Source organism: Marinoscillum pacificum (genome assembly GCF_024714495.1).
Classification (GTDB): Bacteria; Bacteroidota; Bacteroidia; order Cytophagales; family Cyclobacteriaceae; genus Marinoscillum; species Marinoscillum pacificum.
In genome coordinates this window covers 1,447,971-1,460,365 of the sequence record NZ_JAMZMJ010000001.1, presented here as the reverse complement: position 1 = coordinate 1,460,365, position 12,395 = coordinate 1,447,971, and the positions used below count along the sequence as shown (strand labels likewise).

At 40.6% G+C, this 12,395-nt stretch carries 8 protein-coding genes; 5 read left to right on the top strand and 3 right to left on the bottom strand.

Features of this window, described 5'->3' with window-relative positions; genetic code table 11:
* Positions 1 to 24 precede the first annotated feature (24 nt).
* From NXS00_RS06265 to NXS00_RS06245, 5 genes are all read left to right on the top strand, one after another.
* Positions 25 to 1,077, top strand: a complete 1,053-nt coding sequence (locus NXS00_RS06265) for a sugar phosphate isomerase/epimerase family protein (protein WP_258098269.1) — start codon at positions 25 to 27, stop codon at positions 1,075 to 1,077.
* Between the two features lie 32 nt (positions 1,078 to 1,109).
* Positions 1,110 to 4,736 carry a 3-keto-alpha-glucoside-1,2-lyase-like domain-containing protein gene (locus NXS00_RS06260; protein WP_258098268.1) on the top strand — a complete coding sequence of 1,209 codons (3,627 nt, stop codon included), beginning with the start codon at positions 1,110 to 1,112 and terminating at the stop codon, positions 4,734 to 4,736.
* Positions 4,737 to 7,337 carry a PQQ-dependent sugar dehydrogenase gene (locus NXS00_RS06255; protein ID WP_258098267.1) on the top strand — a complete coding sequence of 867 codons (2,601 nt, stop codon included), beginning with the start codon at positions 4,737 to 4,739 and terminating at the stop codon, positions 7,335 to 7,337.
* Positions 7,334 to 8,224, top strand: a complete 891-nt coding sequence (locus NXS00_RS06250) for a sugar phosphate isomerase/epimerase family protein (RefSeq protein ID WP_258098266.1) — start codon at positions 7,334 to 7,336, stop codon at positions 8,222 to 8,224. Before NXS00_RS06255 ends, NXS00_RS06250 begins: the two co-directional genes overlap by 4 nt.
* A gap of 110 nt (positions 8,225 to 8,334) precedes the next feature.
* The gene (locus NXS00_RS06245; protein ID WP_258098265.1) at positions 8,335 to 10,554 is read left to right on the top strand and encodes a TonB-dependent receptor; all 2,220 of its coding nucleotides are present in this window, start codon (positions 8,335 to 8,337) and stop codon (positions 10,552 to 10,554) included.
* Positions 10,555 to 10,614: 60 nt separating this feature from the next.
* On the opposite strand, the gene NXS00_RS06240 is transcribed toward NXS00_RS06245, so the two are convergent.
* Genes NXS00_RS06240 through NXS00_RS06230 form a run of 3 tightly spaced genes read right to left on the bottom strand, consistent with a single transcriptional unit; the run spans position 10,615 to position 12,290 of the window.
* Positions 10,615 to 11,130 carry a hypothetical protein gene (locus NXS00_RS06240; RefSeq protein WP_258098264.1) on the bottom strand — a complete coding sequence of 172 codons (516 nt, stop codon included), beginning with the start codon at positions 11,128 to 11,130 and terminating at the stop codon, positions 10,615 to 10,617.
* A 40-nt stretch (positions 11,131 to 11,170) separates the two neighbouring features.
* Positions 11,171 to 11,797: an HPP family protein gene (locus tag NXS00_RS06235; protein ID WP_258098263.1), complete on the bottom strand. Its 627-nt coding sequence runs from the start codon at positions 11,795 to 11,797 to the stop codon at positions 11,171 to 11,173.
* Entirely contained in the window at positions 11,790 to 12,290 is a 501-nt protein-coding gene (locus NXS00_RS06230) for a sigma-70 family RNA polymerase sigma factor (RefSeq protein WP_258098262.1), read from the bottom strand. The genes NXS00_RS06235 and NXS00_RS06230 overlap by 8 nt, the downstream gene beginning before the upstream one ends.
* Positions 12,291 to 12,395: the final 105 nt, after the last annotated feature.

Below are 12,395 nucleotides of genomic sequence, written 5' to 3'. Positions count from 1 at the left end.
CATAGAACTTAAAAACTTAGCAATATGAAAACGATCAAAGGACCAGCCATCTTTTTGGCACAGTTTGCCGACGACAAGGCTCCATTTGATAATTTGAAAAATATATGTGAGTGGGCTAAAGGCCTTGGGTACAAAGGAGTACAAATTCCTGCCTGGGATGGTCGACTTATTGACATTAAAAAAGCTGCAGAAAGCCAGACTTATGCAGATGAAATTAAAGGCATTGTCAACGATGCTGGTCTTGAAATCACAGAATTGGCGACACACCTTCAAGGGCAATTAGTTGCAGTTCATCCGGCATACGATAGCATGTTTGATGCATTTGCGCCAGATTCTGTTAAGGGTAATCCTAAGGCTAGAGCGGAATGGGCGGTTGATCAGGTGAAGTCAGCAGCTACGGCAAGTAAAAATCTTGGATTAAATGTGATGGCGAGTTTCTCCGGAGCTTTGCTTTGGCATACGGTATATCCATGGCCACAGCGTCCTGCAGGTTTAGTGGAGTTAGGCTTTAAAGAATTAGCGAATAAGTGGATGCCGATTTTGGATCACGCCAAGGATAACGGCGTTGAAATCTGTTATGAATTGCATCCAGGTGAAGATCTTCATGATGGTATCACTTATGAAAGATTCTGGGAAGCAACTGGAAAGCACAGCTCTGCTAAGATCCTTTATGATCCATCACACTTCCTGTTACAGCAAATGGATTACCTCCAATTCATTGATATCTATCATGAAAATATTGGAATGTTCCATGTAAAAGATGCTGAATTCAATCCAACAGGAAAAGCTGGTGTATATGGAGGCTATGAAGGATGGGTAGATCGTCCAGGTAGATTCAGATCATTAGGAGATGGTCAGGTTGATTTTGGAGGTATCTTCTCTAAGTTGAGCCAGTATGACTATGATGGCTGGGCTGTATTAGAGTGGGAGTGTTGTATTAAGTCTCCACAGCAAGGAGCAGCTGAAGGAGCACCATTCATCCAAAACCATATTATTGAAGTAACCGAAAAAGCATTTGATGATTTTGCCGGAGCAAAACCTGATGATGAAGCGAATAGAAAAATTTTAGGACTGTAAACCGAATAAGTAGTAAGTACAAGAAGTAAAGAATGAGGAAGTTTTTATTTATAGGATTAGCTGCTCTGGGACTTGGTGCCTGTAAAGAAGAGCAAAAGGTAGAACGACCAATTGAGGCCTGGGTATTCAGGTCCGTGCTCGATGAGCGACCAAGAATGGTGACAGCTGCCTTGAATGACGAAGTTTGGGTGTCATATGATGCACGTACTTCTTCATTGTACAAAGCCTGGAAAGGTGGTGTAAATTTTGATGGTGCGGTGTACACAACAGTACATGGTCCTCAGCCAACTAGTAAAGGCTATGCTTACTACACCGATGATGCAGATGATAATGAGTGGTTCCTGGTAAAGGATGGAAAAGAAGTTAAAGCTGAGCAGCAGTACAAAGGTCACAGAATAGTTGATGGCCAGGTTCAGTTTATGTACGAATTGACTGCTGGAGATCAGAAAATTAAGGTTTTCGAAACACCAGAAGCAATCAAGCGTGGTAAGCAAAACGGTCTTTTTAGAAAGTTTGATATCGAAAATGCCGGTGATTATACGGTTGGGTTAAATACTACAGTTTCTTCATTAGCTAATGAAAGAGATATCATTACCAATGCTCAATTTGACGTTTCCAATACAGAAGATGTAGAGTATACAGGTGGTTCAGTGAAGAAAGTGACTGGTAAGTTGCTTTTGAAAAATGGTGGCTCTACTGAATTGAAAGCCTATTTCCATGAAGGGTTTGATCAGCCAACTGCAAGTGCTTCAACGGAAGGTGAAGGGGAAGTTGCTGTTCCTGCTGGTGCTCAGTTGATTGAGCGCAGCGACTGTAAGTCTTGTCACAATGAAGAAGTGAAAACAGTAGGTCCAGCTTATATCGCTGTAGCTAGAAAGTATAGCGACAGTGATGAGTCGGTAGCTCTTTTGTCTGGTAAGATCATCAAAGGAGGAAATGGCGTTTGGGGTGAGGCAATGATGTCTCCACATGCTGGTTTGTCTGAAGAAGACGCTGCAAGCATGGTACGTTACATTTTGTCTTTGGATGACAATGAAGAGTCTGAGGAAAATGCATGGCACTTAGGTGTAAAAACAGTGACTCCAGGTTTCAATGATGATGTACAGAAGATCACACAGGAAACGGAAGGTCTAGCTGCTTACCTGTATTTATACTCTGGTGACTCACCTAACTTTAAAGTATTGCAGGATGAGGCACCATTCAAAGGAGCGATCATTCCACAATTACATATTCGTAACAGAAGCGCCTTTGGAGAGCGTACAGAGCACTTTGGTATGATCGTGAAAGGATCTATCAACATCCCTAAAACGGCTAGCTACAGTTTCAGAGTTTGGTCTGATGATGGTAGCAAAGTGTATGTAGATGGCGATGAGATCATCGATAATGGCGGTCTTCATGGTACAAGAGCTCGTGATGGTGAGGTGTATCTGAAAGAAGGAAAGCATGATTTAGAAATTCATTACTGGCAAGCAAGCGCTGATGGAGTGATCTCCTTCCAGTGGTTCAATAAAGATTTAGGAAACTTTGAGGTAGTTCCCACGGAATATCTGTCAGTTTCTCCAGAAGATTACAAAGAAGTAAAACCTTACATCGCTTCAGAGAAATTGGTGAAATCTATTCCTGGTGATCGTAAGTGGTTGGATGGAGTACATCCATCGTTTGATTTGTTCCAGGCAAGACCAGATGACTTCAAGCCTAGGGTTGGAGGAATTGATTTCTTGAGTGAAGATCAAATGTTAGTTTGTACCTGGGACTCACTAGGTCCGGTATATTTGGTTGAGAATTTCCGTTCGGAAGACCCATCTCAGATTACAGTGAAGCGTATTGCTTCAGGTTTGGCTGAGCCTTTAGGTATCAAAGTAGTTGATGGCGATATCTATGTGTTACAAAAGCAAGAGCTTACCAAGTTGGTTGATAATGATGGTGATGGTATTATTGATGAATATCAGACAATCGCTGATGACTGGACTGTGTCATCAAACTTCCATGAGTTTGCCTTCGGGTTGGTATATAAGGATGGGTATTTCTATGGTGCTTTAGCAACAGATATCCTTCCTGGTGGTGCTTCGGCTAACCCTCAACCTAAAGACAGAGGTAAGATCCTAAAAGTATCTAAAGAGACTGGTGAAGTTCAGTTGATTGCATCTGGTCTTAGAACACCGAATGGTATCGGTATTGGAGTTGATGGTGAGATCTTTGTTGCTGATAACCAGGGTGATTGGTTGCCTGCTTCTAAAATCAATCACGTAAGAGAAGGAGCATGGTATGGTTCCAGATCAGTTGATTTTGAGGGTACGGAAGGTATGGTTCAGGATGAGCCAGTTGTTTGGTTGCCACAAGACGAAATTGGTAACTCGCCAAGTACTCCATTGTACATGGACAAAGGTCCATACGCAGGACAAATGATTCACTGTGAAGTAACTCATGGTGGTGTGAAAAGAGTTTATGTAGAGAAAGTAGATGGCAACTATCAAGGAGCTGTGTTCAGATTCTCTCAAGGTATTGAAGCTGGTGTTAACCGTTTGGCTTGGGCTCCTGATGGATCTCTTTTAGTAGGAGGTATCGGAGTTTCAGGAAACTGGGGTCAGACTGGTAAACTGCATTACGGACTTCAGAGAATGGTTTACAATGGTAAGTCCACTTTTGAAATGCTGAAAGTGAAAGCTAAATCTGATGGATTCGAAATTGAGTTCACTGAGCCAATCAAAGAAGGCCAGGTTATTTCACCGGATAACTTCCAAATTGAGCAGTTCTATTTCAAGCCAACTGCTGAATACGGTGGACCAAAACTTGGATTAGAGACCATGACTCCTAAAGAGTTTTCTCTGTCAGCTGACAGAAAAACAGTAGCATTCAAACTAGATGGTTTGAAAGAGAAACATATGGTTTACTTCCGTGTAAAGCGTCCATTCGTAAGTGCTGAAGATCATGAGCTTTGGACAACTGAAGCCTGGTATACTTTGTCTAGTATTCCTGAAAATGATCCTGTAAACATTCAAACTTATGAAGTGCCGAATAACACACTGACGGAAGCGGAGAAAGCTGCAGGTTATAAGTTATTGTTCGACGGTAAGTCTAGCGAAGGCATCAGAAACTTCAATAAAGAAACATTGAGTAGCAAGTGGAAAGCGAAGAATGGTGAGCTGGTATTTGATCCGAAAGCTGCTGGTGATGGTGGTGATGCGGTAATCACTGATAAGCCATACAAGGACTATGAGTTGCTAATTGATTGGAAAATGTCAAAAGGAGGTAACAGTGGTTTGATTTACCAGGTGAAAGAAGGTGAGGACTTTGCTTATCCTTGGTTGACAGGTCCTGAATATCAGTTCCTGGACAATCCAAGACATCCTGATGGTCAAATCGAGAAGCACAGATCAGGAGATTTGTATGATATGATTGCTACCAAATTTGTGACAGTTAATCCAGCGGAAGAGTGGAACAGTACCATTTTAAGAGTGAAAGATGGTCATGTTCAGCACTGGTTAAACGGTTATCTGGTAGTGGAATACGACCTGTGGACTGACGACTGGAAAAACATGGTCGCTGGAAGTAAATTTAAGGATATGAAAGACTTTGGTACAGCTAAAGAAGGACAGATTGTTCTTCAAGATCATGGCGACAAAGTATCATTCAGAAATATAAAAATACGCGAACTATAAGTGAGGAAATTAGCACTGGGAGTACTGGTTGGGTTGATAGGGTTCGGCTGCAGTACGGAACATCATGAAGAGGAGCAGACTCCTCCAGAAGAGACACGATTTATCAAAGAGGTATTTGCTTCCAATCTGTATGAGCCTACAGAGTTGGTGGTTTTGCCTAAGAATAAAATTCTCTTTACACAGCGAAGAGGAGGGATCAAGCAATATGATCTCTCTTCAGAGCAATTGTCCAATTATGATTCTATCCCAGTGTTCTTTGAAAGGGAAGATGGTTTGATGGGAATGGCATTGGATCCTGAGTTTGCACAAAATGACTGGATCTATTTTTACTATTCTCCGGTAGGTGCAGATCCTATCAACAGACTGTCTCGCTTTACTTATACGCCTAATGGCTTAAAAAATGAAGTGGTAATCCTGGAAGTGCCTGTTCAGCGTGAAGAGTGTTGTCACACAGGAGGTTCAATCCAGTTTGGTGGTGATGGATTGTTGTACTTGTCTACAGGAGATAACACCAATCCTTTTGCATCTAATGGTTACTCTCCATCGGACGAAACGCCAGGTAGAGAGGCGTGGGATGCACAGCGTTCCAGTTCGAATACCAATGACTTGAGAGGTAAAATCTTAAGAATTAAACCAGAGCCCGATGGGACCTATACCATTCCAGAAGGAAACCTGTTTGTTGATGATGATCCAAAAACACGACCGGAGATTTATGTAATGGGTTGTCGTAATCCATATAGGATTTCAATTGACTCTAAGCGTGGTTGGTTGTTTTGGGGTGATGTTGGTCCAGATGCGAGTAACAATCAGGAAGGAAGAGGCCCAAGAGGTCATGATGAGTTCAACGTAGCTATCAAGCCAGGTTATTTTGGCTGGCCATTGTTTGTAGGTGATAATTATGCTTACAATGAGTGGGATTTTGCGAACAATACTGGAGGTGCCGCTTATGACCCTGAAAAACCGATCAACAACTCTCCCAACAATACTGGATTGCAAGAATTGCCTCCGGCAAATCCTGCTAAGATTTACTATCCATATGCAAGTTATGAGAAGTTTCCTCAGCTAAAGACTGGTGGCAGAAATGCGATGGCTGGTCCTGTTTATTATTCCGACGAATATGATGCTCGCAATGAGTTTCCATCTTATTTTGATGGTCGTGTAATCTACTATGACTGGATGCGTGGGTACATTTTCTTCCTGGAATTGGATGAGGAGGGTAATCCGATTGATTGGTACCAGTTCATGCCTAATACCGAATTCAATAACATTATTGATATGGAATTTGGTCCTGATGGTCAACTATACATGATCGAGTATGGTACTGGTTGGTTTACCCAAAATGAAAATGCAAGACTATCTAGAATCAACTTCATAAAAGGAAACAGACCTCCTGTATTAAAAGCGACCCTTTCAGCTACTAGAGGTGCAGCTCCGTTTGAAGTAAGCTTTGATGCATCACAATCTTTGGATTATGATGGAGATAACCTGACCTATAAATGGTTGGTAGCAGGAGAAGTGTATACAGATTCTGCATTTACGATGACTTTTGATAAAGAAGGCGTTTATTACCCTGAGTTGTTACTTTCTGATGGTCGCAATACAGTGAAAAAGCAATTTGTGGTTGAAGTTGGTAATGAACCTCCAAGTGTTCAGGTAGTCATTGCTGGAAATAGTTCCTTCTTCTGGGATGGAAGAAACGTAGCATATGAGGTGAAAGTGGCTGATTTGGAAGATGATCAATTGGCTGCTGGTATCGATAGGAGCAAAATCGAATTTGATATTGCGCATTATCAGAGCAGTGATATGGCGGAAGCGTTAGGTCACCAAACTGCCGTGAGCAATGGACAGGCGTTGATTGATGGTTTGGATTGTAAGTCGTGTCACAAAATGGAGGGTCCTTCCATAGGGCCATCATATACGGAGGTTGCTAACCGTTACAGAAATGATCAAAATGCCGTGAATTACCTGTCACGTAAGATCATCAGTGGAGGTGGAGGAGTATGGGGCGAACAAGCTATGTCGGCACACCCAGACTTGACGATTGAAGATGCGGAGCGAATTGTGGATTACATTCTATCTCTAGGTCAAAACAGTAAATTCCCATTAGCTGGAACATACCAGACAACTAAGGACGGTGGAAAATACTTGTTCTCAGCTGCCTATGAAGATCAGGGTAAAGGATCATTGAAACCTATCAAACAATCTGGTGAAGCATGGTTAAGATACAATGTCATTTCTGGTGATCAGTTTGATGATTCTTATGAAATACAAGCAAGAAATGGAGTGATCAATAGCATTTACCACAACTCCTGGGTGCGCTTTAATGATATAGATTTGACAGATATTGCTGCAATCAATTTGACCTATCGCAAGGATCTAAGAGGAGCAGATGTTTCCATTAGATTAGGCGATGAAAAAGGTAAAGAAATTGGACGTGCTAAGATTTACCCATCGGCTACTTCTGGGACTTCTTATAGAGTAGACCTTACCCAAACTGAAGGAGTTTCTGATGTGTGTTTTGTCTTCTTGAACCCGGAAGAGAAGAACCAACTGATCATGATTCAAAACATAGAATTTATACCTAAAACTGATGCTTTATGAAAAATAATAACCGAAGAAACTTTTTAAGAACCACTGCTGTGGCTTCTGCGGCTGTAATGATCATGCCTTCTTGCATGACAAAAGGAGGAAAAGAAACTGCACAGGCTGCGGCTGCTGTGGCAGAACCAGAAATTGGTGTTGGTTTATTCACTCTAAGAGATGCTATGGCTAAGGATCCAAAAGGTACCTTGGAGCGTGTTGCTAAGATTGGGTATAAAAAAATAGAGCCATTTGGTTTTGATGGTAATACGGTCTTTGGATTGGATGCGGCTGAAATGTCTAAAGTTTGTAAAGACTTAGGTTTAAAGATGGTAAGTGGACATATCAATCCACCTACATTTAGTGACAACTGGGATGCTGCATTGGAATATATGAATGCTGTAGACCAAAAGTTCGCGGTATGGCCATGGTTACCGGAAGATATGCGTAATGCAGAGACCTATAAACAAGTGGCAGAAACTTTAAATAAGGCAGGTGAAGCTGCTAAAAAAGCAGGAATACAAGTTTGTTACCATAACCATGATTTTGAATTCTTCGATTTGGGAGATGGCGTTACAGGTATGGATATCTTGTCTTCAGAGACGGATGCAGATCTTGTAAAATTTGAATTGGATTTATACTGGGTGACCAAGTCTGGTAATGATCCGATTGAGCAATTCAAAAGATTTGAAGGTCGTGTGCCGCTATGGCATGTGAAAGATATGGCCAACACTCCAGAGCAAGGCTTTGCAGAAGTAGGAGAGGGTACTATTGATTACAAATCAATTTTTGCGGCTAAAGATGTGTCTGGAATGAAGCATTATTTCGTTGAGCAAGACATGTCTGATGATCCATTTAAAAGCATCGAAACTTCTTATAAAAACTTGAAAGAGAAGATTTTGGCATAAATTTGTTTGTCCTTAATAAAGCTCTAATTGATCTATTAAAAATAGGATTGATTAGAGCTTTTTTATTTATCAGGTGTCTTTAGAAATAGTCCAAATCGAGTATTAGGTATATGAAATATTGGATAGTTATCCTCGCATTGATTAGTACAGTTGCGTTAAAAGCTCAAACGTTAACAGGGAGAGTTTTTGATCAGCTCAGTAATGAACCTTTAGTAGGTGCCACGGTTGGTATAGCTCGTACGAACACGGGTGTGATTACGAATGCCAATGGTCGCTATACATTGAATGAGTTGGAACCTGGGCGAGTTGATCTGATTGTCTCCTATGTGGGCTATCAGCCCGTAGAAATCAATGATGTCTGGATAAAAACGGGTAAGGTTACCAATCAAGACATTTACTTAGAAAGAAGCTACGACCTGGAAGAAGTGGTTGTTAGTGCTGCTAAGCCATACATTCAACCGGGTAAGATTACGATAACTGAGGAGCAAATCAATCGCTTTGCAGCTACCTATTATGATCCAGCGAGATTGATTACCAGTTCTCCGGATGTAGCAGTTGCTAATGATCAAAACAATGAAATCTCTGTTCGTGGATTAGCACCAAGCTACAATGTTTGGAAGCTGGAAGGAGTAGAGATTGTAAACCCGAACCATTTGTCCAACGCAGGCACATTTCTAGATCAACCAACTGCAACTGGTGGCGGGGTAAACATGTTGAGTGCGCAGATGCTAGATCAATCAGAGTTCTTGTACAGTACTTTCGATAACAGAAATGGCAATAGTGTTGGAGGGATTTTTAACATGAACCTGAAGAAGGGTACTGATCAGGATCGCCAATATACCGCTCAGGCTTCGTTGATAGGTTTGGATTTTGCAACTGAGGGACCATTTCGTCAAGGGGGTAAAACCACATATGCAGCAAATTATCGCTATTCATTTACAGGGCTTTTGGCCGGTATGGGAGTTGATTTTGGAGGTGAAAGCATCGGTTTTCAGGATTTATCATTTAATGTGTCTACACCTCTTGGTGAGCGATCTGAATTGAAAGTGTTTGGTGTAGGAGGGTTGAGCTACAATGACTTTACACATAAATCATTTGAAGAGTCCGAAAATGCAAAGGATAGAAAAGACATATACTACAACAATCAAACCGGTATTGCAGGAGCAGCTTTAAAAGTAGGACGCAGTAGCGGTCAATTAGATCTAAGTATCGCCTATAGTGTAGCAGATAATGAACGATCACAAGCTAATTATGACAATAGTGATGATAAGTTTTATACAAATAATGTGCTGAATAATCGTCAGGTCGTCAGTTTCAATGCTTCCAATGTTCAGCGTATCAGTAATGGTCAGATTGAAGTAGGTGTAATGCAGAATTTTTATACGTATGAGTATCAGATGACGACTACAAATATCCTATTCAACCCATCGGCAAATTATCAACAATGGCTAGCTCGACCTTATGCAAGACTCGAAGGCCAGTTGAGTTCGAAGGTATCTGGATATCTTGGTACATCAGCTTCATTTACTAATGGAGATCAGGTTGTTGATCCTCGAGCTGGTGTTACGGTTGGAATAGGGAAAACACAAAGTATAACATTGTCTGGAGGTATGTATTCGCAATTATTGAATCCTTATAACTATAATTTCGGAGCTGCTTATGGGGAATTGTATTTGTCTGATGATCCTGAGGATTATTCATTTATGAGTAGTTACCGAGGTACTGTATCACATGATGTAAGTAGTAGGGATTTTACAGTACATACTGAAGTTTTTTACTACTACTTTCCTGATGTAAATTATTCAGGGTCAGATGAAAAGGAGACAGCAACTACAGGTGGAATGTCAGTGGTTATGACTAAGGATTTTTCCAATACGGCTTATATGAATGTTGGCGCAAGCATTTATGACTCGGAAATTGATGTGTATGAGAGTTATTTCAATACAGGATATAGCGCAACTGTGAGTGCAGGTAAGGAATGGGATCTCACTAGCGGGTCAAAGAATAGAAGGCTATCGGTTGATTTGAGAGGAATGTATCAGGGAGGGTATCGTCCCTATAATGGGCCAATAGGAGATCCTGGAGGTCGCTTCTTATTAGTTCAAAGACCTGAGGATTATTATCAACAGCGGGATTACTTAAGATTTGATTTACGAGTGGTGTGGAAGCGCTATCATGAAAATAGAACCACTTCAATTGCTCTGGATCTACAGAATGTGGCCAACATTGAAAACTTCGCTTACCAGTACTATGATAGTTTCACTAGACAGTGGGAAGTACAGAATCAACTCGGTCTGATTCCAATTCTGGCTTACAGAGTTGAGTGGTAAACAAAAAGAGCCGATTTCCATTTAGGGAATCGGCTCTTTTTGTTAGGTTTTTCAGCTTCATTAATGTGCTTCAGTCTCTTTAATTTGTTTTTCGAGCTGATTGATTTTAGCCTCGGCCAATGTTTCAATGGAATGAATTTTCATCTCTGCTGACTTCTCGATTGATCCAATCTGCAGTTCGAGTGATTTCTCTTTCCCTTTGATTTGTGTTTCATAGGCATTTTCATTGCCTTTTGTTAATTGATGCAATTCGTATACTACCTTTTTAATGATTTGATCTTTTTGGTAAACCGAATAATCTGACTTATCCAGTTCTTTTCTTTTAGCCGCAATTTCTGACTGAGCAAGTTCATTAAGCTTTTTGTTTTTTTCTAAAACCTCATCGAAAAGAAGCTGAATATCATCAGTGGTGCTTTTTCTATGAGCATTTATTTCATCAGTTGCTTTTGCTTTTACTTCTGCAATCTCTATTGCAGCATCACTTTTAATAGATTCAATTTCCTTTTTTAAGTCCGAGGAAGAAGGTGAAAATGTGAAAAGTAGTCCTCCAAAGAAAGCGATTAAGATGTAATTCATATGGCTTTGATTTTAGATGATGAAGTTAATCAATAATTCCTTATAACGTGTTTAAATCCTTTTGAGTTTTTTCGATGTTGGAAATCAATGGATTAAGTTGGTTTTTGACAGCTTTTTTATTGAGATAATAAATATACCCATTAAGAGCTACGACCAAGGTCATCACACCAATCTTTCCAATGATCGTGTCAGGAATCATTCCAGAAAATAAGGAATCCCAGGCGTCTGGATCGCCTGCTCCAAAGAATAACAAGGCATTGATTAGAACAGGTGGAAGGATGTACCACCAAAGCACCGATTTAATCATGTTCGTTTGACCAATGAGGTAGTCTTTGCGATGGTCCAGTTGATCATTGAGACTAGTTGCAGGATCGGGACTCTCATTTTTTCGCTGATATTTCAGTCTGAATATGACAAATAGGAACCAGCCAATCATCAGCCCGCAAGCTATTTTGCTCCAGAAAAAGGGAATGTCATATCCGATGTAAGCAAATGCAGCCATTCCGACCAAAGATGCTCCAATTTCACGATTGTCACGAGCTTTGATTTGTTGGTCCATGTGATCAAGTTTACTTTTCATTTCTTCATGTAGTTTTTGGTAATCAATAGTGATGTTCTCTTTCTCTGAGCCACCTTTCCAGATTTGTTTTAGGATATCTTCAGTCATGGTTAGCTGGTTTTTGGGTCATACACTGAGTAAGTTTGGCTTTGATGCGTTTCATTTTTACAGCCACATGGTTTTCGGATAAACCAGTTATCGAAGCGATCTCGCGATACGGGAGATCTTCCAGGTAAAGCACGATGATTGACTGATCACTTTCATTGAGTTGATCGATGCACGTTTTTAACATGGCAAATCTCTCCGCTTGCAGTGTGTCTTTTTCCTCGTGCATTACCAGTTGGATAGCATCCAGTTTAGAGGTTAATTGATTCACCTTGTCATACTTGTTTTTCACTTGCATGCACACATTCAGTGCTACTCGATAGATCCAGGTACTTACATTGCTGTCACCTCTAAATCGTTCATAAGATTTCCATGCCTGGAAAGTAACTTCCTGAAACAAGTCCATGGGTTCATACGGTTCTGACGCATAAATTTTGCAGATCCTGTAAATCGAATCTTTGTTTTTCGTTATCACGTCTTCAAATTTTTCCTTCATGTGACGGTTAGGTCTTTGATGGTTTAGTGGGGATTATGAACAGAATATGACAACTATTGAAAAATATTTTTCAAAATAGCCCTTATTTTCATGTAACCATTATTA